At 69.1% G+C, this 21,384-nt stretch carries 22 protein-coding genes; 12 read left to right on the forward strand and 10 right to left on the reverse strand.

Features of this window, described 5'->3' with window-relative positions; genetic code table 11:
- Positions 1–146 precede the first annotated feature (146 nt).
- Together AB4Z55_RS16290 and AB4Z55_RS16295 are read right to left on the reverse strand one after the other, a co-directional pair.
- Entirely contained in the window at positions 147–1,451 is a 1,305-nt protein-coding gene (locus AB4Z55_RS16290) for a class I SAM-dependent RNA methyltransferase (protein ID WP_369520087.1), read from the reverse strand.
- Entirely contained in the window at positions 1,448–3,463 is a 2,016-nt protein-coding gene (locus AB4Z55_RS16295) for an APC family permease (protein ID WP_004018834.1), read from the reverse strand. Before AB4Z55_RS16295 ends, AB4Z55_RS16290 begins: the two co-directional genes overlap by 4 nt.
- A gap of 78 nt (positions 3,464–3,541) precedes the next feature.
- On the opposite strand from AB4Z55_RS16295, the gene AB4Z55_RS16300 reads away from it, so the two are divergent.
- Together AB4Z55_RS16300 and AB4Z55_RS16305 are read left to right on the forward strand one after the other, a co-directional pair.
- A complete protein-coding gene (locus tag AB4Z55_RS16300) occupies positions 3,542–4,210 on the forward strand; it encodes a TrkA family potassium uptake protein (protein WP_004018835.1) in 669 nt (222 codons plus the stop codon).
- A 22-nt stretch (positions 4,211–4,232) separates the two neighbouring features.
- The gene (locus AB4Z55_RS16305) at positions 4,233–4,895 is read left to right on the forward strand and encodes a TrkA family potassium uptake protein (protein WP_004018837.1); all 663 of its coding nucleotides are present in this window, start codon (positions 4,233–4,235) and stop codon (positions 4,893–4,895) included.
- Here AB4Z55_RS16305 and AB4Z55_RS16310 read toward each other — a convergent pair.
- Together AB4Z55_RS16310 and AB4Z55_RS16315 are read right to left on the reverse strand one after the other, a co-directional pair.
- Positions 4,876–5,568 carry a DUF3159 domain-containing protein gene (locus AB4Z55_RS16310; RefSeq protein WP_369520088.1) on the reverse strand — a complete coding sequence of 231 codons (693 nt, stop codon included), beginning with the start codon at positions 5,566–5,568 and terminating at the stop codon, positions 4,876–4,878. The genes AB4Z55_RS16305 and AB4Z55_RS16310 overlap by 20 nt on opposite strands.
- Entirely contained in the window at positions 5,565–5,939 is a 375-nt protein-coding gene (locus AB4Z55_RS16315; RefSeq protein ID WP_004018839.1) for an OB-fold nucleic acid binding domain-containing protein, read from the reverse strand. Before AB4Z55_RS16315 ends, AB4Z55_RS16310 begins: the two co-directional genes overlap by 4 nt.
- A 214-nt stretch (positions 5,940–6,153) precedes the next feature.
- Here AB4Z55_RS16315 and AB4Z55_RS16320 point away from each other — a divergent pair, with 214 nt between their 5' ends.
- The gene (locus tag AB4Z55_RS16320; protein WP_369520089.1) at positions 6,154–6,885 is read left to right on the forward strand and encodes an alpha/beta hydrolase; all 732 of its coding nucleotides are present in this window, start codon (positions 6,154–6,156) and stop codon (positions 6,883–6,885) included.
- Between the two features lie 7 nt (positions 6,886–6,892).
- Here the strand turns inward: AB4Z55_RS16320 and AB4Z55_RS16325 are convergent, their stop codons facing one another.
- Both AB4Z55_RS16325 and dut read right to left on the reverse strand, forming a co-directional pair.
- A complete protein-coding gene (locus tag AB4Z55_RS16325) occupies positions 6,893–7,789 on the reverse strand; it encodes a DUF3710 domain-containing protein (RefSeq protein WP_369520090.1) in 897 nt (298 codons plus the stop codon).
- Positions 7,790–7,873: 84 nt separating this feature from the next.
- Positions 7,874–8,359, reverse strand: coding sequence for a dUTP diphosphatase (gene dut, locus AB4Z55_RS16330; protein WP_101818756.1), 486 nt, complete (start codon positions 8,357–8,359; stop codon positions 7,874–7,876).
- 22 nt (positions 8,360–8,381) lie between these two features.
- On the opposite strand from dut, the gene AB4Z55_RS16335 reads away from it, so the two are divergent.
- The gene (locus AB4Z55_RS16335) at positions 8,382–8,954 is read left to right on the forward strand and encodes a DUF3093 domain-containing protein (RefSeq protein WP_064571759.1); all 573 of its coding nucleotides are present in this window, start codon (positions 8,382–8,384) and stop codon (positions 8,952–8,954) included.
- A gap of 81 nt (positions 8,955–9,035) precedes the next feature.
- Here the strand turns inward: AB4Z55_RS16335 and AB4Z55_RS16340 are convergent, their stop codons facing one another.
- On the reverse strand, positions 9,036–9,335 hold the full coding sequence (locus AB4Z55_RS16340; RefSeq protein ID WP_004018846.1) for a DUF4193 domain-containing protein: 300 nt from the start codon (positions 9,333–9,335) through the stop codon (positions 9,036–9,038).
- A 411-nt stretch (positions 9,336–9,746) separates the two neighbouring features.
- Between AB4Z55_RS16340 and cei the strand changes: the two genes are divergently transcribed.
- Positions 9,747–10,439, forward strand: a complete 693-nt coding sequence (gene cei / locus AB4Z55_RS16345) for an envelope integrity protein Cei (RefSeq protein WP_004018847.1) — start codon at positions 9,747–9,749, stop codon at positions 10,437–10,439.
- 1 nt (position 10,440) lies between these two features.
- Here the strand turns inward: cei and AB4Z55_RS16350 are convergent, their stop codons facing one another.
- Positions 10,441–11,367: an inositol monophosphatase family protein gene (locus AB4Z55_RS16350; protein WP_248645324.1), complete on the reverse strand. Its 927-nt coding sequence runs from the start codon at positions 11,365–11,367 to the stop codon at positions 10,441–10,443.
- 157 nt (positions 11,368–11,524) lie between these two features.
- Between AB4Z55_RS16350 and ppgK the strand changes: the two genes are divergently transcribed.
- The 4 genes from ppgK to AB4Z55_RS16370 all read left to right on the forward strand — a co-directional run bounded on the left by ppgK (position 11,525) and on the right by AB4Z55_RS16370 (position 15,858).
- Complete coding sequence (ppgK, locus tag AB4Z55_RS16355; protein WP_248645323.1) at positions 11,525–12,328, forward strand: polyphosphate--glucose phosphotransferase; 804 nt, start codon at positions 11,525–11,527, stop codon at positions 12,326–12,328.
- Between the two features lie 56 nt (positions 12,329–12,384).
- Positions 12,385–13,950, forward strand: a complete 1,566-nt coding sequence (locus AB4Z55_RS16360) for an RNA polymerase sigma factor (protein WP_239403468.1) — start codon at positions 12,385–12,387, stop codon at positions 13,948–13,950.
- A gap of 393 nt (positions 13,951–14,343) precedes the next feature.
- Positions 14,344–15,393 carry a sulfite exporter TauE/SafE family protein gene (locus AB4Z55_RS16365; protein WP_369520091.1) on the forward strand — a complete coding sequence of 350 codons (1,050 nt, stop codon included), beginning with the start codon at positions 14,344–14,346 and terminating at the stop codon, positions 15,391–15,393.
- A 258-nt stretch (positions 15,394–15,651) separates the two neighbouring features.
- Positions 15,652–15,858: a hypothetical protein gene (locus AB4Z55_RS16370; RefSeq protein WP_004018852.1), complete on the forward strand. Its 207-nt coding sequence runs from the start codon at positions 15,652–15,654 to the stop codon at positions 15,856–15,858.
- A gap of 131 nt (positions 15,859–15,989) precedes the next feature.
- On the opposite strand, the gene AB4Z55_RS16375 is transcribed toward AB4Z55_RS16370, so the two are convergent.
- Entirely contained in the window at positions 15,990–17,750 is a 1,761-nt protein-coding gene (locus AB4Z55_RS16375) for a DEAD/DEAH box helicase (RefSeq protein WP_369520092.1), read from the reverse strand.
- A gap of 283 nt (positions 17,751–18,033) precedes the next feature.
- On the opposite strand from AB4Z55_RS16375, the gene AB4Z55_RS16380 reads away from it, so the two are divergent.
- Complete coding sequence (locus AB4Z55_RS16380; protein WP_369520093.1) at positions 18,034–19,239, forward strand: YihY/virulence factor BrkB family protein; 1,206 nt, start codon at positions 18,034–18,036, stop codon at positions 19,237–19,239.
- 52 nt (positions 19,240–19,291) lie between these two features.
- Here AB4Z55_RS16380 and AB4Z55_RS16385 read toward each other — a convergent pair whose 3' ends face one another.
- Entirely contained in the window at positions 19,292–19,564 is a 273-nt protein-coding gene (locus AB4Z55_RS16385; RefSeq protein ID WP_010840877.1) for a DUF3039 domain-containing protein, read from the reverse strand.
- 100 nt (positions 19,565–19,664) lie between these two features.
- On the opposite strand from AB4Z55_RS16385, the gene AB4Z55_RS16390 reads away from it, so the two are divergent.
- Together AB4Z55_RS16390 and AB4Z55_RS16395 are read left to right on the forward strand one after the other, a co-directional pair.
- Positions 19,665–20,117 carry a DUF3099 domain-containing protein gene (locus AB4Z55_RS16390; protein ID WP_369520094.1) on the forward strand — a complete coding sequence of 151 codons (453 nt, stop codon included), beginning with the start codon at positions 19,665–19,667 and terminating at the stop codon, positions 20,115–20,117.
- A gap of 276 nt (positions 20,118–20,393) precedes the next feature.
- A complete protein-coding gene (locus AB4Z55_RS16395; protein WP_369520095.1) occupies positions 20,394–21,332 on the forward strand; it encodes a sigma-70 family RNA polymerase sigma factor in 939 nt (312 codons plus the stop codon).
- Positions 21,333–21,384 lie beyond the last annotated feature (52 nt).

Below are 21,384 nucleotides of genomic sequence, written 5' to 3' on the forward strand. Positions count from 1 at the left end.
CCTCCATCACCGGCGCGAGGCCGGGTCGGCTGTTGTGCCGACGACGTCCGGCACATGTCAGGTCAGTCTACGGAAGCATTCGTCGCGAGCCGGACCGGCGGATGGCCGGGACACCGCCGTCGCCGGACCGTCCGGGCCCGCGTTGCTCACCCGGGCGCGGACGGGAGGAGGCAGGCCACCGCTTCCACGTGGTGTGTCAGCGGGAACGCGTCGAAACCGCGGATCTCCGCGACGCGGAATCCGCGCTCGGCGAAGAGTCCGAGATCACGTGCGAACCGGGCTGCGTCACAGCCCACGTGGACGACGATGCCGGGCCGGGCGTCGGCGACCGCGGTGATCACCCGCTCGCCTGCACCCGTGCGGGGCGGGTCGAGCACGACGACGTCGGGCCGCCCGGTCAGGTCCGCGATCTGGGTCGCGACCTCGCCCCTGTGGGTGCGCACCCGATCGCCCTCGCCGGCGAAAACACGGTCGGCGGCGTCGAGGGCGGCCGGATCGGAATCGACGATGTGAACGGAGTCCAGCCCACCCGGACCGTCGAGCAACGCGCCCGCGAACACTCCCGAGCCGCCGTAGAGATCCCACGCCACGCGCGGCGGCGTCCCGAGATGCGCACCGACGAGTTCGGCGACGGTCTCGGAATAGGTCCGGGGCGCTTCGCGGTGCGCCTGCCAGAATCCCGTGACCGGGATGTCCCAGGACCGCTCGCCGACACGGTGCACCGCGTTCGCGCCGCCTTCGAGGATCGCCTGGGCGCGGGGTCGCGACCGCCGGACACGGTTCTGCTGCGCGCGGCGCCGGCTGTCGGCGCGGCCCCGCCGCGGCTTCTCGACCGGTGCCAGCTCGGTGACGTGGCGTGCGCCGTCGGCGTCGAGCACGACCGCGAGCTCGGAGTGCGGGGTGAAGCGACCGTCGGCGAGTCCGTCGAGCATCCCCGCGGCGGGTTGCACGCAGGGCTCGGTCACGATCGTCCGGCCGCGGAACGCCGACTGGCCCGGGTGCCCCTGCCCGTCCACGGCCAGGCGGGTACGGATCCGCCAGCCGAGGTCGGCGTCCCCGAGCCGCCGGACACCGGCGGTCGCGAGCTCGGTGCTCGCGACGACGTTCCGCGGGAGGTGGCCCACCCGGTCCAGGACATCGAGCAGCACAGCCTGTTTCAGGTCCCGGGCGTGATCGGGCGCCACGTGGCCGAGATCGCAGCAGCCGGCTCCGGCGGACGCCGCCGGACACGGCGAGGGCACCCGATGGGGTGAGGCGGCGAGCACGTCCACCGCATCGGCCCGCCAGTACGAGTCGTGCCGGTCGTCGGTGATCTCGGCGACCACCCGTTCGCCGGGGATCGCCCCGCGCACGAACACGACCCGGCCGTCCGCGCGGCCCACCGCCTCACCGCCGTTGGCCGATCGGTCGACGGTGACCTCGACCCGGCGGGGCGATCCCGACCCGGTCACGGTCGCCGTTCGGGTTCGCCCAGTGCGCGGCGGGTCTCCCCCGGCGCCCAGTACGCACGGTCTTCCTTGCGCCGGTCCGACGAGGTGAGCTGCCACGGCACCGAGGTCACCATGACGCCGGGTTCGAACAGCAGGCGTCCCTTGAGGCGCAGCGCCGACTGATTGTGCAGGATCTGCTCCCACCAGTGTCCGACGACGTACTCCGGGATGAACACGGTGACCACGTCACGCGGCGACTCGCGGCGCACCCGGCGCACGTATTCGACGACCGGACGGGTGATCTCGCGGTACGGCGACGCGATGACCTTCAGCGGCACCGTGATGTCGCTGGCCTCCCATTCCGAGACGAGTTTGCGGGTGTCGCGGTCGTCGACGTTGACCGTGATCGCCTCGAGGACGTCCGGCCGGGTCGCCCGCGCGTACCGCAGGGCACGCTTGGACGCCATGTGCAGGCTGGACACGAGCACGATCGAGTGGGTGCGGCTCGGCAGGACGGCCTCGTCGTCCTCCTCAGCGCGGTCGAGTTCCCGCTGCACCGATGCGTAATGGTGATGGATGAGCTTCATGATCACGAACAGCACGACCATAGCGATGACCGCGATGTAGGCCCCTTCGGTGAACTTGGTCAGGAGCACCACGACGAGGACGGTGGCCGTCATCACCAAGCCCACGGTGTTGACCACCCGGGACTGCATCATGCGGCGGCGCGCGCTCGGATCGGTCTCGGTGCGCAGCAGGCGCGTCCAGTGCCGCACCATGCCGGTCTGGCTCAGGGTGAACGACACGAACACACCCACGATGTAGAGCTGGATCAGCGCGGTCACCTGCGCGCCGAAGGCGACCACGAAGATGATCGCGGCGATCGCCAGGAACAGGATGCCGTTGCTGAACGCCAGCCGGTCGCCCCGGGTGTGCAGCTGCCGCGGGAGGTAACGGTCCTGCGCGAGTACCGAACCCAGCACCGGGAACCCGTTGAAGGCCGTGTTGGCGGCCAGCAGCAGGATCAGGGCGGTGACGGTGGCGACGAAGAAGAACGCGGGTGGGAACGAGTCGAACACCGCGTGCGCGAGTTGCGCGATCATCGCCTTCTGCTGATAGCCCTCGGGCGCGCCGATGAGATCCTGCTCCGGATTCATCACGTACTTCGCGCCGATCTTCTCGGCCAGCAGGACGATGCCCAGCAGCAGCGTGATCGAGAAGGCACCCAACAGCAGCAGCGTCGTCGCGGCGTTGCGCGACTTGGGTTTCCGGAACGCCGGCACGCCGTTGCTGATGGCCTCCACCCCGGTCAGCGCCGCACAGCCGGACGAGAACGACCGGGCGACGAGGAAGACGAGTGCCAGCCCGGTGAGGTTGTCCTGCTCGGGCACGATCCCGAAGTCCGCGGTCTCGGAATGGATGTCCTGCCCGAGCACGAAGATCTCGGTGAAGCCCCAGATGAGCATGCCCAGGACACCGATGATGAACCCGTAGGTGGGGATCGCCAGAAAGGCGCCGGACTCCTTGATGCCGCGGAGGTTCACCGCGGCGAGCAGCATGATCGCGCCCACGCAGAACCACACCTTGTGCTCACCGACGAACGGGATCGCCGAGCCGATGTTCTCCGCGGCGGAGGTGACCGAGACCGCCACCGTGAGCACGTAGTCCACGAGGAGGGCGCTGCCGACGGTGAGGCCCGCGTTGGGTCCCAGGTTGACCGTCGCCACCTCGTAGTCGCCGCCACCCGACGGATAGGCGTGCACGTTCTGCCGGTAGCTCGCGACGACGACGATCATGACGATCGCGACGGCGATCGCCACCCACGGCGTGAACGCGAGTGCGCTGATCCCCGCGACGGACAGGACCAGGAAGATCTCCTGCGGCGCGTACGCCACCGAGCTCATCGCGTCGGACGCGAAGACCGGCAGGGCGATCCGCTTGGGCAGAAGGGTATGACCGAGGGTGTCGCTGCGGAACGGCCTGCCGAGCAGCAGGCGTTTCGTCGCGACGGACACCTTGGAGACGGTGGACACCAGGCAACCCTAGAGCGTCGGCGCCGAGCCGGGTAGGTTCGACTCGCGGCAGACGAGCCGCATGTGGAGAGGAATGCCGTGCAGGTGGTCATCATGGGTTGTGGGCGGGTCGGATCCTCGCTCGCAATGGCGATGCAGAAGCGCGGACACGACGTCGCGATCATCGACCGCGATCCGAGCGCGTTCGTGCGATTGAGTCCCGATTTCGCGGGCCGCACGATCACCGGGGTCGGGTTCGACCGCGAGATCCTGGTCAAGGCGGGCATCGAACACGCCGACGCCTTCGCCGCGGTGTCGTCCGGGGACAACTCGAACATCATCTCGGCGCGGGTGGCCCGCGAGACCTTCGACGTCGAGCGCGTCGTGGCCCGCATCTACGACGCCAAGCGCGCCGAGGTGTACGAGCGTCTCGGGATCCCGACGGTGGCGACCGTGCCGTGGACGACCGAACGGTTCGTCTCGGCACTCGGCGAGACGACGACGATGGAGTGGCGCGACCCGTCCGGTTCGCTGGCCATCGCGCAGATCGACGTCGACGAGTCCTGGATCGGCATCTCGGTCGCCCGATTCCAGGAACAGACCGGCGCGCGGGTCGTGTTCCTCAGCCGCGTCGGACGCCCGGTCCTGCCCGACGCGAAAACCGTTGTCCAACAGGACGATGTGATCTACGGGGCAGTCATGCTCGACAATCTCAAGAACGCCCGCGGCCTCGCCGCGAAGCCGTTCACCCAGAACGAGTCCGGATGATCCGGGCCGAAGGAGTCCTGAAGTGAAGGTCGCCATCGCCGGAGCCGGCGCGGTCGGGCGCTCCATCGCACGCGAGTTGCTCGTGAACGCCCACGAGGTCACGCTTTTCGAGCGCGACGCCGGACACATCGACACCGACGCCGTCGCCGGCGCGGACTGGGTGCTCGCCGACGCGTGCGAACTCGCCAATCTCGAGAACGCGCAGCTGCAGACCTACGACGTGATGATCGCCGCGACCGGCGACGACAAGGCCAACCTCGTCGTCAGCCTCCTCGCGAAGACGGAGTTCGCGGTCAACCGGGTGGTCGCCCGCGTCAACGATCCCCGCAACGAGTGGCTCTTCGGCGAGGACTGGGGCGTCGACGTGGCCGTGTCGACGCCGCGACTGCTGGCCTCCCTCGTCGAAGAGGCGGTGTCGGTCGGCGATCTGGTCCGGCTGATGACCTTCCGCCAGGGACAGGCCAATCTGGTCGAACTGACCCTGCCGTCGAACACGCCGCTCGCGGGCAAACCCGTACGCAAGCTGGAACTCCCCCGGGACGCGGCACTCGTCGCGATCCTGCGCGGCGGCCGGGTGATCGTCCCGCAGCGCGACGACCCCATCGAGGGCGGCGACGAACTGATCTTCATCGCGCCGACCGAGGCCGAACCCGCCCTCTACGAGGCTATGCAGATCGTGCGGTGATCTCGGCGTCCGCCGAGGCCGCCGCGCGGGCCGCTTCGGCGCGCTGCGCGCGGCGGACGAGCAGGATCGTCGCGAGCACCACGAGAGCGGTCAGGGGCCACCCCATCGCGATGCGGGTGAAGGCCAGCCACCCGGTCGCGCCGTCGTCGTACAGTTCCGATTGGGTGAGGTAGCGCGCCGCGAAGAGCAGCGCCCACAGCGCCGTGGCGATGTCGTAGGCACGCAGGATGGAGCGTTGTCTGCGCCAGCTCGACCCCTCGCCGTTGACCAAGTGCCACGCCACACCGATGAGGGGCCGGCGCACCAGGATCGAGATCACGAAGACGATCGCGTAGACGAGGGTGCTCCAGATGCCGAAGAGGAAGTAGCCCTTCGCATCCCCCACCCGATCGGCGATGAAGACGCATATCCCGACACCCAGCAGGCCCGAGATCGCGGGTGTGAGCGGTTCGCGGCGTACGAGTCGTACGACGAAGAGCAGCGCTGCCACGCCGAGCGCGGCGTAGATGGCCGTGCGGAGGTCGAAGAAGGAGTTGACTGGGACGAACACCACCACGGGCACCGTCGAGTAGACGAGGCCCGAGACGCCACCGATCTGTTCGAGGACCGTCGGCGTCGTCCGCTCGGGAGCCGACGGTTCAGATGCCGACTGGTCGGGCGCCGGGCCGGTCACTCGTCGACGCCGTGCAGCTCGTAATAAGGGTTGTAGATCACCTTGTGTCCGTCCTGCTCGGCGAGGCGGCCGCGGACGGTGACCTTGCGGCCGGGTTCGATCCCGGTGATGCGGTTGCGACCCAGCCACTTGAGCATCACGATGTCGGAACCGTCGAAGAATTCGGCCTTCACACCCGCCTTGGCCGACCGCGAACACGTCTCGACGGCGCGGAGCTCGCCGTGCATGGTGACCTCGTCACCGCGGCAGCATTCGGATGCGCGCTGGGCGCCCGTCGCCTTGGATTCCTCGGCGATCTTCTCTGCGTCGGCGTCACCGAGATCTTCGGTCAGCCGACGGGTAAGTCGTTTGAGATAGCCGGCAGTGGGCATCTCGACCCTCCCAATGGATTTCGGCCGGTACCGCGGGCTGTGCAGAGCGGTGACCGTGGGTCGCCGAACGAGTGATCGGTGACCTGTCCGCCAGCGTAGACCCCGGCCCGTGCCAGTGACAACGTAGACGACCACGGGGGCATTCCGCGGTGCCGGGCCGCCGCGAACTCGGGTCTGCGCGGGGCCCCGGGACACACTAGGGGATGATGCCCTGATGCCCGGCACCGACCGTCTGCACCGCCCGCCGCCGACCGCTCTGGTCGTGATCCCGGGAACGGGTTCCGACGCCGACCACGCCTCCCGCTCCTTCGGCGTCGCCGCCGCCGACCTCGGCATCGAGCTCATCGCCCTGGAACCGACGGCGTCGCTGATCGACGGCCACCGACTGGGGCTGGAGCGTGCCGCTCGAGCGCATCGGTCGATCCTGGTGGGCGGCGTCTCGATCGGGGCCGCGATCGCGCTCGACTGGGCCATCGGTGATGCCGGACGACGGTGCTCCGGAGTGCTCGCCGCGCTGCCGGCATGGAGTGGTGAGGCCCACACCGCCCCCGCGGCCGCGAGTGCCGTCGCCACCGCCGAGGCCCTCGAGCGTGACGGACTCGAGGCGACCATCGCCGCGATGGCGAGCAGCAGCCCCGGCTGGTTGGCCGCGGAACTGACCCGGTCGTGGCGGCGCCTGCACCCGGGACTCGCCGCCGCCCTGCGCGAGGCGGCCGGCTACCGGGCTCCGGTGCCCGCCGAGATCGGCGGCCTCACGGTGCCCCTCGCCATCGTCGCGGCCCCCGACGATCCCGTGCACCCGATCGCCGTCGCCCGTGAATGGCACGCCGCCGCACCGCGATCGGCTCTCGCAGAGGTCGCCCTCGACGACTGGGGCCGGAACCCGGGGCTCCTCGGAGCCGGCACGCGGGACGGCATCCTCGGTCTGATGGACCCGCAGGCGTGACCGGACGTCAGCGCCGTCGCAGGAAGCGCTGCATCGCCGATCCCGACGACGGCGGCTCCTGGTCATCGGCGTCCGCCGGCACATCGGGCGCCTCGGCCGCGGGTGATTCGTCCTGGGGGACCTCGACAGCGGCATCCGCGTCATCGCGATAGGTGTTCTCGCCGTACACGGTGGCGTGCGCGACCTGATCGAGCGCGCCGCCGGCGACGGGACCCGACTCGTCGGTCGCGTCCGCGTCGGCCCCGGCGACCGGAGCCTGGGCCGTCGGGTTATGGGCGCTCGGGTTCTGGGGATTCTGTCCGGCCGCGGGGTCGGCGAACATCTGTTGCTGGGCGGCCGCGACCTGCTCGGCGAGCACCGGGGGCAGCACGATCGGGAGCGGGTCCCGCGGGGGGAAGGGTTCGGAACCGCGCCGGACGACGGTTTCGGCGAGCACCGCACGGCTCAGCCGTGCGAGGTCCTCGGAGTTCTCGGTGGGCCCGCTGCCCACACACCGGACGAGCCAGCGCGGCCCGTCGACCCCGATGAACCGATGGGTGACACCGTCCACCTCGGCCACCACCTCACGCCCCCAGTGCCCGTCCTCGACACTCGTGGTGGCGCCGTCGTCGCGGAGCGAACCGGCCAGTTCCCGGACCACCTCGCGCCACATCCCCGGGGATTTCGGTGCCGCGAAGGCCGTCACCGAGATGCGGCCGATGGGGGTCACCAGGTACACGTTCTGCGGTTGGTGGGCCTCGGACATCTCCACGGTGACCTGGCCACCCTCGACCACCGGCACCAGCACCGAGCCGAGGTCGAGATGGGAGTTCTCGAGCTCCTGCGGTCGGGTGGTCAGCGCCTCGAGGTCGTAGGGACCGCGCGCCTGACCGACCCGCAGTTCCTCTGATCCGTCCTGTGCCATCGCGTCACTCCTGGTTCGTCACCGCCGGCGACGACGATCTGCCGGCCACACGGAAAACAGTAATCCACCACCGCCGGGCAGCGGTCAGGCGAGAATCGCCGAACCGCCGCTCGATCCGTAACCGCCGTCGCCCCGGGCGGTCTGGTCGAGTTCGTCGACCTCGACGAAGTCGGGCAGCTCGACCCGCTGCACGATCAGCTGGGCGATCCGGTCGCCGCGCGCGATCGAGATCGTCTGCTCCGGGTCGTGGTTGATCAGACACACCTTGATCTCTCCGCGATAGCCGGCGTCGATGGTGCCCGGGGTGTTCACGACCGACAGGCCGGCCCGGGCGGCGAGGCCCGACCTCGGGTGGATCAGCCCGACGGTGCCCACCGGCAGGGCCACCGCGATCCCGGTTCCGACGAGCTGCCGGCGCCCGGCGGGCAGTTCGAGATCGATCGTCGAATAGAGGTCGACCCCCGCATCACCCGGGTGCGCCCTGGTCGGCAGGGGTAGGTCGGGGTCGAGGCGACGGACCGCGATCGACGCCGGGGCGGAGGGCTGCGCAGGGGGGAGATCTGGGGTCACGGACGCAGACTACGCTGGTCACGTGACCGCAGATCATTCGCCCGAGCGCCCCGGGGGCACGTCGGACGCCTCCCCCGCACCCACCGGGCGGAACGCCGGCGTGACCGACTCGACGACCGATCGGTTCGACGAACGCCTGTACGTCCCCTGGTGGTGGTGGCTCGCCGCCGTGGTCCTCACCGGCGTGGTGGGCTACGAGATCCAGCTGTCGGCGCGTGGGAGCGCCTGGAGCATCATCGGCTACGTCGCCACCGGCGTGCTGTGCGCGGTGATGCTGTGGTCGATGGGCCGCACCCGCATCCGGGTGACCCCGGATCGGGAACTGCACGCCCATCGCGCCGTCCTGCCGCGCGGCGTCGTGGCCCGCGGGGCCACGGTTCCGGCGTCGGCCAAGAGCGCGGCACTCGGCCGCCAGCTCGATCCGGCCGCCTACCTCGTGCACCGGTCCTGGGTGAAGACGATGGTCCTCATCGTGCTCGACGATCCCGACGACCCGACCCCGTACTGGCTCGTGTCCACCCGGCGCCCGGCCGAACTCCTCGCCGCCCTGGGCATCGAGGACGCCGCGGCCGACCGTCCCGCCCCCACCGCCTGACCCCGGACACGACGAAGGGGCCGCGCCGGTGTTCGGCGACGGCCCCTTTCGTCAGCTGTCAGTCGCTGGCGGCGGACCTGCTCACGCGCAGTCGACGCAGATGAGCGAGCTTCCGTTCTCCTCGGCCAGCCGGCTGCGGTGATAGACGAGAAAGCAGCTGGTACAGGTGAACTCGTCGGCCTGCTTGGGGATGACACGCACCGACAGCTCTTCGCCGGAGAGATCGGCGCCGGGGAGTTCGAAGGATTCCGCGGTGTCACTCTCGTCGACATCCACCGCCGAGGACTGGGCCTCGCTGCGCCGGGCCTTCAGCTCTTCGAGCGAGTCCTCGTTGAGGTCCTCGGTCTCCGTCCGCCGTGGCGCGTCATAATCTGTAGCCATTCTGTGCCTAACTTGTCGAGAGTGTGAGGGGCGCTCACGGTGACGGCGCTGACGTCGCCACCCGGTGTTCTTGCGCACGACTCCGCCGGGATTGTCTTACCGATGGGGTCACTGCAACGTCGTCTCGGGCGAGATTCGTACCAGAGAAACAAACGTATTGCGTGATTTCGATCACGGTTAGATATCAGGCGCACCCCGGGTCTGGAAGCGCGGGCGCCCGAAGCATAGTCGACGCCCCATCCAAGGTCAATACACTGCACCCAACTCGTCGGTAAGTTTCACCTCGTCCGTCGGCAGACGACCCGATTCGCGCGGCCGACACCGCTCCCGGCGAGGCACGCGGTCCGCCGCGGGGCCACCCTCTAGAGTGATCCGAGATCACGCAACGCCCAGTTGAGGAGCCAGTTCACGGTGGTGTCGAAGATTACGTCCGGCTATCCGACAGACGAGCAGGGCCGACCCTACCGTCGGCGCCGCTACGCGCCCGCGATCATCACGGTCGTCGTCCTGATGGTCGTCGGTGTGGTGGTGTGGGCGATCGCGCTCGGTGGCGGCGACACCGAATCCGTACCGACGGCCTGCAATCAGCCGACTCCCCCGACGTCGGTGGAGGCCGGCGCACCCGCACCGGCCGCACCGCCGACGCTGACCGTCGTCGGGCGCGACGAGATGCTCGGGGTCGCACCGGCTCCGCTGTCGACCTTCGGTGTGCGGGTACTCAACGCCTCCGACGAACGCGGCGCTGCCCGGACGGTGTCCGACGACCTCACCGCCCAGGGCTTCACGCCCGTGCCGGACAACCCATACGCCGATGATCCGGTGTACCCCAACCGGGATCTCGACTGCGTCGCGCAGATCCGGTTCGGCCCGGCGGGTCGCGCCGCCGCGGCGGCCACGTGGCTCGCGTTCCCGTGCGCCCAGCTCGTCGACGACGGCCGGCGCGGGACGGCCGTCGATGTCGCCCTGGGTGTCCACCACTCGGGCGGCGAGATGTCGCAGGACGCGCAGGCCGCCCTGGAGGCACTGCGCTCGGCGGACCCGAAGAACCCGGCGAGCGGCGTCGACCCGGTACTCGTCGAGGCCGTGCACTCCACGCCCTGCTGACTCAGGTCAGCGGGCGACGCGCATCGAATTCGTCCAGCAGCGCGAGGAATTCGTCGGCCACACCCGGCGCGACAGCGACGGTGATGTGTCCCTCGTCGGCCCGGGAGTCCGGCGGCGGCGTCTGGACGACGGCGCCGGCTTCGGCAGCGATGAGGCCTCCCGCCGCCCAGTCCCACGGGCTCAGCCCGTGCTCGTAGTGCGCGTCGACCGCGCCGGCGGCGACCATGCACAGGTCGAGGGCTGCGGCGCCGATGCGACGCACGTCCCGCACGCGCGGCAGCAGTTCGGCGACGATGCGGCCCTGCTGTCGGCGTCGTGCTGCGTCGTACCCGAAACCCGTTGCCACCAGGGCCAGTTCGGCACGACTGACAGGGTTGCAGCGCAACGGGCGCCGGACCCCGGTCGAGTCCGCGGCCCAGGCTCCGCCGCCGAGGGTCGCGCCGTAGGTCACGTCGCGGGCGACGTCGACGACCACCCCGGCCACCGACCGCCCGTCGACCTGCGCCGCGACCGACACCGCGTAGGCCGGGACGCCGTACATGAAATTGACGGTGCCGTCGATCGGGTCGACGACCCATCGGACGCCGGAGGGCACCGCGCGAGTGCCGCCGTCCTCCTCACCCAGCACCTCGTCGTCGGGGCGCGCCTGACGGAGCAGCGAGCGGATCAGTCGCTCGGTCTCGGTGTCGGCGAGGGTGACCGGATCGGTTTCCGTCGACTTCGTCGACACAGCCTGCACCGTCGACGTCGTCGACCCGGGCTGCACCGTCGCGTCAACGGTGCCCGGTTCCGGCGGCTCGCCGTGTCCCGGTGTCGCACCGAACAATTCGGGCCGGCGGCGACGCACGTGCGCGGCGGCCTCCCGGGCCACGGCGTCGGCGACCGCGGCGAGCTCGTCCACCGGAATTGTCTGATCCACGCCTTCCATGTCAGCACATGGCCCGACCGCATCGCCGATCGCGGTGACCGATCTCTCGCCTCGAACGGGCGAAAGGTGTCGACAAGTGTTGCGATGTCGCGCGTTCGGCAGGTCGCGTGGATAGCCTGGATGTCGATTGCCGCCGACCCGGACAGGGAGCCCCGCCATGACCGACACGTCCGTCCCCGAATCGTCCGACCCCGACGGTTCGACGCCCTCGACCAACCTCGGTTTCGGCGTCGACGTCGGTGGGTCCGGGATCAAGGGCGGGATCGTGGACCTCGATTCCGGTGAGCTCGTCGGCGAGCGGTTCAAGGTGCTGACCCCACAGCCGGCGACACCCGACGCCGTCGCCGACGGGGTGGCCGAGGTCGTTGCGCATTTCGACTGGACGGGCCCGGTGGGCATCACCCTGCCCGGCGTCGTGACCGACGGGATCATGCGCACGGCCGCCAACATCGACAAGGCCTGGATCGGCACGGACGTCTACGAGCTGTTCAGCAAACACCTCGACGGCAGGCAGGTGTCGGTGCTCAATGACGCCGACGCCGCGGGCATGGCCGAGGACGCGTACGGCGCCGGCAAGGACGTCGCAGGGGTCGTGATGCTGTTGACGTTCGGGACCGGGATCGGATCGGCGATCCTGATCGACGGCACCCTCGTGCCCAACACCGAGCTCGGACACCTCCAGGTCGGCAAGAAGGAAGCCGAGCATCAGGCCTCCTCCCGCGTCCGGGAGGAGAAGGGCTGGTCCTACGAGAAGTGGACCGAGAAGGTCTCCGAGGTGCTCGAGACCTACGAAGCACTCTTCTGGCCGAAGCTCTTCGTCGCCGGCGGAGGCATCAGCCGCAAGTCCGACAAGTGGATTCCGCTGCTGACCAACAAGACCCCGGTGGTACCGGCGGTACTGCTCAACACAGCAGGCATCGTCGGCGCCGCCATGGCGGTCTCGCGGGGCCTCAAAACCTAGCGCCGCGCGTCCATTGACCAGGTCTTTGACACACCGGACCGGACGATGTCGTTACAATGGTCGTCACCGGTCATTCCAACCGCGAAACCAAGACCTCGTCCACGGCGGCTCGTGCTGCCGTGTCGCGTCTGGTGACAGACGACAGTAGACACCACAGAAGACAGTTCGAAAGGTTGTACGTGGCAGCCATCACGACCCATCAGGGTGATGTAGAGGCCGAGGAGTCGACCGAGTCGACCCCCGCCGCGACCGACGCCCCGGCCAAACGGACCGCCAAGAAGGCTGCGAAGAAGACCGCCGCCCGGAAGGCTCCCGCCAAGAAGGCAGCAGCGAAGAAGGCCACCAAGAAGGCGGCCCCGAAGAAAGCTGCCAAGAAGGCCGCGTCGGCCGAGGGCGCCGGCGACGATCCGAACGCCGAGCCCGACGACCCGGACTCGATCGACGACATCGACGGTCCCGACGCCGAGCTGGAAGACGTCGAGATCGACGACCTCGAGGTCGACGACGATGACGATTCCGACGAGTCGGACGACGACGAGGAGTCCGCGGACGCGAAGGCCCCGGCCGCCGCCGGCGCCGCCTCCGCCACCGCGAAGGCGGGCGCCAAAGACGAGTCCGCCGCTGCGAAGTCGGGCGACTTCGTGTGGGACGAGGAGGAATCGGAGGCCCTGCGCCAGGCGCGCAAGGACGCCGAACTCACCGCCTCGGCCGACAGCGTCCGCGCGTATCTGAAGCAGATCGGCAAGGTCGCCCTCCTCAATGCGGAGGAAGAGGTCGAGCTCGCCAAGCGGATCGAGGCCGGGCTCTTCGCCACCGAACGTCTCCGCCGCATCATGGATGCCGGCGAGAAGCTCAGCACCGCCCAGAAACGCGATCTCAACTGGATCTCGCGCGACGGCAACCGCGCCAAGAACCACCTGCTCGAGGCGAACCTCCGCCTGGTCGTGTCGCTGGCGAAGCGCTACACCGGCCGCGGCATGGCGTTCCTGGATCTGATCCAGGAGGGCAACCTCGGTCTGATCCGCGCGGTCGAGAAGTTCGACTACACCAAGGGTTACAAGTTCTCGACCTACGCCACCTGGTGGATTCGCCAGGCGATCACCCGTGCCATGGCCGACCAGGCCCGCACCATCCGTATCCCGGTGCACATGGTCGAGGTCATCAACAAGCTCGGTCGAATCCAGCGCGAACTGCTCCAGGACCTCGGCCGCGAGCCGACGCCCGAGGAGCTCGCCAAGGAGATGGACATCACCCCGGAGAAGGTGCTGGAGATCCAGCAGTACGCCCGGGAACCGATCTCCCTGGACCAGACCATCGGCGACGAGGGTGACAGTCAGCTCGGTGACTTCATCGAGGACTCCGAAGCCGTGGTCGCGGTGGACGCGGTCAGCTTCACGCTGCTGCAGGATCAGCTGCAGTCGGTCCTGGAGACCCTGTCCGAGCGCGAGGCCGGCGTCGTCCGCCTGCGGTTCGGTCTCACCGACGGTCAGCCCCGCACGCTCGACGAGATCGGCCAGGTGTACGGCGTGACCCGCGAGCGCATCCGGCAGATCGAGTCCAAGACGATGTCCAAGCTGCGCCACCCGTCGCGGTCGCAGGTCCTGCGCGACTACCTGGACTAGCTCACCGTTTCGTTCGACGCTGTCGCCCCCGTGCCTCACCGGTACGGGGGCGACGGCGTTTTCGTGCCCGCACGCACACGCGAAGGCAGATTTGTCAAGGTTTGCGCGCGCTCCGATTTCGACACAGGCGGAGAGTCGGAGTTTCGGCGAGGCACTACATAGGATGGCGCGGTGACTTACGCAGTGACCGGGAGCAGACGCGGCGCCATGTTGGTGCGCCGCGCCACCGTTGACCTGCTGCGCACAGCCTCGATGCTGTGTCTGTGAGGCGACCCAACCCGCCCCGGGGCCCACGTGCGTCCCCACCTTCTGCGTTTCTCTTCTCGCGGCCGCATCGTGCCCGCTCCAGCCTCGTCACGCCCCTGACGGTGTGACTTCCCGGAAAGACCCACTATGAGAACGATTGTCCTGATCGGCCTCGTCGGCTTCGCTGCACAGCTCGTCGACGGCAGTCTCGGCATGGCTTATGGCGTCACCACCACGACCCTCCTCCTCGCCATCGGCACCAACCCGGCCGCCGCGTCGGCAACGGTGCACCTGGCCGAGATCGGCACCACGCTGGTGTCCGGCGTCTCGCACTGGAAGTTCGGCAACGTCGACTGGCGCGTCGTGCGCCGGATCGCGATTCCGGGTGCCATCGGCGCATTCCTCGGCGCGACGATCCTGTCGAATCTCTCCACCGAGACCGCGGCCCCCGTCATGGCCGTGATCCTCCTGCTGCTGGGTCTCTACATCCTGGTGCGCTTCACCTTCCAGGGCATCCCCCGGCACAACCTCGGCAAGCCGCTGCGCAAGCGTTTCCTGAGCCCGCTCGGATTCGTCGCCGGATTCGTCGACGCCACCGGTGGCGGCGGCTGGGGGCCGGTCGGCACCCCGGCCATCCTGGCCAGCGGCCGCCTCGAACCCCGCAAGGTGATCGGTTCGATCGACACCAGCGAGTTCATCATCGCCGTCGCCGCCAGCCTCGGCTTCCTGTTCAGCCTCGGTTCGCAGGGCATCAACTTCGCGTGGGTGGGCGCCATCCTCGTCGGCGGCGTGATCGCCGCGCCGATCGCCGCCTGGCTCGTGCGCCACATTCCGCCGCGCCTTCTGGGCGCCTCGGTCGGCGGCCTGATCGTCCTCACCAACACCCGCAGCCTGCTGAAGAGCGACTTCATCGATGCCCCCGGCTCGGTGCGCAACGTCTTCTACGTCGTGATCGCCATCGCCTGGGCAGCGGCGTTCGCCTACTCGCTTCGCGAGTACCTGCGCGACCGTGAGAACGAGTCCTCGGACGCGGTCACCCACTTCCGCGAGGAGCAGGAAGAGGCGCTCGTGGGCGCCGAGGGCACGGAGCGTTCGGGCACCGAGGCGGCATCAACGTCCGACATCCCGGCCGCCGACACCGAACCCGAACCCGACGCGGGCGCGAGCGGCACGCACTCCCCCACCCGGACGAGCTGACCGTCCGACCCGACCCGCGCAGAACACGTAGAGTGGTGCGACCCGGCCCCCATGGCCGGGTCGCATTGCGTTCGGGCGATCGTTGTCCAGTTGTTGCGCGAGGTAAACGGTGAGTGACGACACACCGAGCGCAACCCCGGAACAATACGAACGCCTCGAGCGTCTGACAGAGTGAGGTAGACGCATCGCCCGGATGTGTCGGCTCGAAGGGAAGGCGACCGGACACCGGCGCCGGACCGGGACGGAGGAACGACAACCATGACTGACATCGCCACCACAGCCCCGATCTACCTGCCGCTCACTGCCGCCGATCGCTGCGATCGCTGCGGCGCCGCAGCCAAGGTACGGGCCGTCCTGCCCAAGGGCGGCGAGCTTCTCTTCTGCCGCCATCACTTCAACGAGCACGAAGCCCGTCTCGTCGAGCTGAGCGCCACCGTCGTCGAGTCCGCCGGCGAGTTGGTCTGACGATCCCGACGATCTGACACGGGCGTTCCTACGCGCACAGAGCCCGGCCGGGATCATCCGGCCGGGCTCTGTCGTGTCGTGCGTCTGTCCGTCGTGTCGGTCATGTCCGGGCCTTCGCCCGACCCGACCGATCAGCGCCACTCGCGCAGCGCGGCGATCCGTTCCTTGAGTTGCTCGGCACTGGCCATCGCGGTCGGCGGCCCACCGAGACGGGTCCGCAATTCGTTGTGCACCATGCCGTGCGGTTTACCCGTGCGATGGTGATGCATGGCGACGAGAGTGTTCAGTTCCTTGCGCAGCGCGTGCAGGTTCTCACCGGTCGTCCCGGGGGGTCGGCCGGGCGTCGGTTGCTCGGCATTCCCCGGGGACTCCGCGGTCGACGCAGCCGTCCGCGCGGTGACCTGGTCCTCCTGCCGCTTGCGCAGGAGGGCACGCACCTGATCGGCGTCGAGCAGCCCCGGAAGACCGAGGTAGTCCGACTCCTCATCGCTGCCCGCGAACGTCGCCGTGCCGAACGACGTGCCGTCGAAGATGACCTGATCGAGCTCGGCGTCGGCGTGCAGGGACTGGAACTTCGGCTCGTCCTCCCCCGGCTCGTCCTCCTGCTTGTTGGCGTCGATCAGCAATTGGTCGTCGAGGCCGTCGCTCTCGCGGTGCGGCTTGCCGAGCACATGATCGCGCTCGACCTCCATCTGGCTGGCCAGGTCGAGCAACACCGGCACCGACGGCAGAAAGACGCTCGCGGTCTCACCCGGCCGACGCGATCGCACGAAGCGGCCGATGGCCTGCGCGAAGAACAGCGGGGTCGACGAACTGGTGGCGTACACGCCCACGGCCAGGCGCGGCACGTCGACACCCTCGGACACCATGCGGACCGCGACCATCCACTCGTCGGTGGACGCGGCGAACTGGCCGATCCGCGACGACGACTTCGGGTCGTCGGAGAGCACGACCGTCGGTTCTCTACCGGTGATGGCGGTGAGGAGTTCGGCGTAGTCGCGGGCCGCGGTCTGATCGGTGGCGATCACCAGGCCGCCCGCGTCCGGTGTGCCGGTCGCGCGTAACTGTCCGAGGCGGGTGTGGGCGGCGGTGAGCACCGCCGGGATCCAGTCTCCGTGAGCGTCGAGGGCAGTGCGCCAGGCGCGCGTGGTGTGTTCCGCCGAGAGCGGCTCGCCCAGGCGCGCGGTGTACTCCTCGCCCGCGCTGTCCCGCCAACTGGCCTCACCGGAGTAGGCGAGGAACACGACCGGGCGGACGACGCCGTCCTTCAGGGCGTCGGCGTAGCCGTAGGTGTGGTCGGCCTTGGAACGCTGATGCCCGCCGGCCTCCGGTTCGTAGGTGACGAACGGGATCGGCGAGTCGTCCGAGCGGAACGGCGTACCGGTCAGCAGCAGCCGGCGCTCGGCGTCGTCGAAGGCCTCGCGGATCGCCTCACCCCAGGACTTGGCATCGCCACCATGGTGGATCTCGTCGAGGATGACCAGCGTGCGGTAGTTCTCGGTGCGCACCCGATGCCGAGCCGGGTGGGCGGCCACCTGCGCGTAGGTGACCACGACGCCGTGGAAGTCCGAACTGGTCTGTCCGGCGGCATTGGTGAACCGGGAGTCGAGCGCGATCCCGACGCGCGCCGCGGCCTCGGCCCACTGGTGTTTGAGATGCTCCGTGGGCGCGACCACGGTGATCTTGTCGACGGTGCGGTCGTCGAGCAGTTCGCGGGCGATGCGCAGACCGAAGGTCGTCTTGCCTGCGCCGGGGGTCGCCACGGCGAGGAAGTCCTTCGGCTTCTGCGTCAGGTACTTGGTCAGCGCACGACGCTGCCAGGCGCGGAGCTGCTGTGTGGGGGCGCTCGTGGACCCGGACGGACCACTGGCGGAGGGTTCGGCTGACGTCACCTTCAGTGCTGCTCCTCCACGCGTGCGGGTGTACTGCCGGACATGAAATGACCCCTCGCGTGCGGCACCCGCGCCCAAGGGGACCCGCCAATCGTACCGCCGACCGGCGACAGCTCCCGCATCCCGACACCGGGCCGAGGTGCCCACGGAAGTCGCCCCTCGTGGGCGATCCGAACGACTCGCCTGGTGACCCGAGTACCCAACCGCCCCTCCGATCAGGGATATTGAACACATCACAACGCGTAAGAGGAATCCGGTCCCGCTGGCCGACGAGACGTCGTCGGTGGCTGCGCCGAGCCTGCCCGCGGGGGCGCCACCCGCGCCCGTGTCGGCCGCGATCACCGCCCCGATCGGCGACACCGCGACCGAACCCCTGCGCTCCGCCGCGTTGCGGGCCGCGGCCGCGTCCGGCGACGTCGAGGTGCCCGCCGACGCCGGCCGTTCGGCGAAGCCGGGCAACGACGACCCGGTTCGGGACGAGGCACCGACCGGGCCCGGCCTGCCGGTGCTGCCGAACATCCATCGCGTGATCTGGCGGACCATCGTCAAGTCCTGGGACGACGGGATCATCGGCTGGGCCGCGCAGGCCGCGTTCTGGCAGGCGCTGTCCCTGCCGCCGCTGCTGCTCGGGTTGCTCGGTTCGGTCGGTTACGTCGCGGGCTGGTTCGGTCCCGACACCGTCGACGTCGTGTACGCCCGCATCATCGACTTCGCCGACCGCACGTTCACCCCGACCGTCGTCGACGACCTGATCACCCCCACCGTCGACAGCGTGCTCGGTCGCGGACGGATCGGGTTGATGTCCGTCGGCTTCGTCCTGTCACTGTGGGCGGGATCGTCGGCCGTATCGTGCTTCATCGCCTCGATCGCCCACGCCCACGATCAGCACGAGGTCCGTAATCCGGTGTGGCAGCGGTTTTTCGCGCTGTTCCTCTACGTCGGATTCCTGAGCGTGGCGGTGTTCCTGCTGCCCCTCGTCGCCCTCGGACCGAACTACCTCCGGGCGATCGTGCCGGAATCGTGGGGATCGTTCGTCACCACCCTCATCGACTACGGCTACTTCCCGTTCGTCGCGGTCCTGCTCCTGTTCGTGCTCACAACGCTCTATCACCTCGCGCTGCCCAATCCCCTGCCGTGGCATCGGCTCATCGGCGGCGCCGTGGTGGCCGGCGTGTTCTTCTGGGTGGCGAGCTATCTGCTGCGCATCTACCTCACCAAGATCACCGAGGCCGGGGTCTCCTATGGAGCGCTGGCCACGCCGATCGCGTTCTTGCTCTTCACGTTCTCGCTGGGATTCGGCATCGTGATCGGCGCGGAGTTCAACGCCGCGGTGCAACAGTTCTGGCCGGCGAAGGCCTCGACCACGACTCAGGTGCGCCACTGGGTGAATTCGCAGACCTCGGACTTCACCGGACAGCTCCGGACCCTGCCCGACCGGCTGTCCTCCGGTCCGATCCGCAGGCAGCCGCGCGAACGCGGGCGCGGCTGACGGTGCCGGGCCCGCCGCCGGGCGGCAGCGGGCGGGCCCGATCAGGCAGCCGCTACTTACGCATCTTGCTGTAGATCTTCTTGCACTTCGGGCACACCGGAGACCCGGGCTTGGCCGACCGCGTCACCGGGAAGGTCTCGCCGCAGAGGGCGACGACGTGGTTCCCCATCACCGCGCTCTCGGCGATCTTGTTCTTCTTCACGTAGTGGAAGAACTTGGGGCGGTCGTCGTCATCCCGATCGGTCGCGTCGGCGTCGGGACGCTCGTCGGTCTTGGTGTCGGACCATTCGTCGAGGTCCGGGCGTTCGATGGTTTCGGTTCCCATGCGTCCATTGTGCGTCAACAGGCGGCGGCGGGCGAAGCCGCGGGTGCATTCGATGATCGAAAGTGGGACAGTGGAGAGGGTGTTCGAACAAAGGGAATCCATGGGTGAGACCGGTCGCGGTCAGTACGGCCACAGGAGCGCGTCACCACACGTCGACGAGCACGGCCACCCCCTGTCGAAATGGTCGGCCGCCGAGACCTACCTGATCACCGACGCGCCGGACTCGCTGGAGGCCCAGCACCGGGCACGCGTTCGGAAATACCTGTTCCTCATGGCTTTCCGCGTACCCGCCCTCCTGATCGCCGGCATCGCCTACGGCATCACCGGGTCGGGCCTCCTGGCGCTGGCGATCGTCGCGATCTCCATCCCGCTGCCCTGGGCGGCGGTCCTCATCGCCAACGACCGTCCACCGCGCAAGCGCGGCGAGGTCCCCCAGTACAAGTACGGCGCCGACCACCACGTCGTGGGCCCGCCCGCACTCCCCGACACCGAGAACAAGCTGTCGCGCACCGTCGACGGGCAGGTCGTCGACCCCGACGATCCCCGCGCCTGACACCTCGACCCGTTCACCGCATCGCGGCGCGGTTCCGTCGCGCGCGACATCTCAGCAACTTCTCAGCCGCTTGTCGAGTCGCGAAAAAGAATGCGCAGGTCACCAAGCCTCATCGAGGTTTGCTCCGAAGCACTCTCGGGAACTATCGGCCACACATGGACGTTGGACCCAGTGAACGCACTCAAGTCAGGAGGCCGCATGTCACGCTCGACAGTTGCACGTTCGACCCCGACCAAAGGTTTCGCCGAAGTCACCCCTCCGGGTACCCGGCCGGCGATGACCGAACAAGATCTCGACGCCCAGTCTCCAGCGGCGGATCTGGTCCGTGTCTATCTGAACGGAATCGGTCGTACCGCTCTCCTCAACGCGGAGCAGGAGGTCGAACTCGCCAAGCAGATCGAGGCCGGCCTCTACGCCAAACACGTTCTGGCGAACAAGAAGCGGCTCTCCGCCGCCAAGAAGCGTGACCTCGCGGTCATCGTCCGGGAAGGTGAGGCCGCCCGTGCGCACCTGCTCGAGGCGAACCTCCGCCTGGTCGTCTCGCTGGCCAAGCGATACACCGGCCGCGGCATGCCGCTCCTCGACCTGATCCAGGAGGGCAATCTGGGTCTGATCCGGGCCATGGAGAAGTTCGACTACGCCAAGGGCTTCAAGTTCTCGACGTACGCCACCTGGTGGATTCGTCAGGCGATCACCCGCGGCATGGCGGATCAGAGTCGCACGATCCGGCTCCCCGTCCACCTCGTGGAGCAGGTCAACAAGCTGGCCCGTATCAAGCGCGAGCTGCACCAGCAGCTCGGCCGAGAGGCGACCGACGACGAACTGGCCAACGAGTCGGGCATCCCCGCGGAGAAGATCGCCGACCTCCTCGACCACAGCCGCGACCCGGTGAGCCTGGACATGCCGGTGGGCAGCGACGAGGAAGCACCGCTCGGAGACTTCATCGAAGACGCCGAGGCCACCTCCGCCGAGAACGCGGTGATCGCCGGACTGTTGCACTCCGACATCCGGGCCGTCCTCGCCACGCTGGACGAGCGGGAACAGCAGGTCATCCGGATGCGCTACGGCCTCGACGACGGCCAGCCACGCACCCTCGACCAGATCGGCCGCATTTTCGGGCTGTCGCGAGAGCGCGTCCGTCAGATCGAGCGCGAGGTCATGGGCAAGCTCCGCCACGGTGACCGTGCCGAGCGCCTGCGTGCCTACGCGAGCTGAGCGTCCCCCCTCGCTCGACTGCCGCCTTCACTGAGTCTCTCGGTCGGGTCCG

The organism is Gordonia sp. ABKF26 (genome assembly GCF_041103195.1).
Taxonomy (GTDB): Bacteria; Actinomycetota; Actinomycetes; order Mycobacteriales; family Mycobacteriaceae; genus Gordonia; species Gordonia terrae.

Coding starts and splice junctions, on each gene's coding strand:
- AB4Z55_RS16390 (WP_369520094.1), top strand. CDS start 19,665: ATGGGTGAGACCGGTCGCGGTCAGTACGGCCACAGGAGCGCGTCACCA.
- AB4Z55_RS16365 (WP_369520091.1), top strand. CDS start 14,344: ATGAGAACGATTGTCCTGATCGGCCTCGTCGGCTTCGCTGCACAGCTC.
- AB4Z55_RS16325 (WP_369520090.1), bottom strand. CDS start 7,789: ATGGCACAGGACGGATCAGAGGAACTGCGGGTCGGTCAGGCGCGCGGT.
- AB4Z55_RS16320 (WP_369520089.1), top strand. CDS start 6,154: ATGCCCGGCACCGACCGTCTGCACCGCCCGCCGCCGACCGCTCTGGTC.
- AB4Z55_RS16385 (WP_010840877.1), bottom strand. CDS start 19,564: ATGGGAACCGAAACCATCGAACGCCCGGACCTCGACGAATGGTCCGAC.
- AB4Z55_RS16350 (WP_248645324.1), bottom strand. CDS start 11,367: ATGGAAGGCGTGGATCAGACAATTCCGGTGGACGAGCTCGCCGCGGTC.
- AB4Z55_RS16370 (WP_004018852.1), top strand. CDS start 15,652: ATGACTGACATCGCCACCACAGCCCCGATCTACCTGCCGCTCACTGCC.
- AB4Z55_RS16340 (WP_004018846.1), bottom strand. CDS start 9,335: ATGGCTACAGATTATGACGCGCCACGGCGGACGGAGACCGAGGACCTC.
- AB4Z55_RS16395 (WP_369520095.1), top strand. CDS start 20,394: ATGACCGAACAAGATCTCGACGCCCAGTCTCCAGCGGCGGATCTGGTC.
- ppgK (WP_248645323.1), top strand. CDS start 11,525: ATGACCGACACGTCCGTCCCCGAATCGTCCGACCCCGACGGTTCGACG.
- AB4Z55_RS16360 (WP_239403468.1), top strand. CDS start 12,385: ATGGTCGTCACCGGTCATTCCAACCGCGAAACCAAGACCTCGTCCACG.
- AB4Z55_RS16315 (WP_004018839.1), bottom strand. CDS start 5,939: ATGCCCACTGCCGGCTATCTCAAACGACTTACCCGTCGGCTGACCGAA.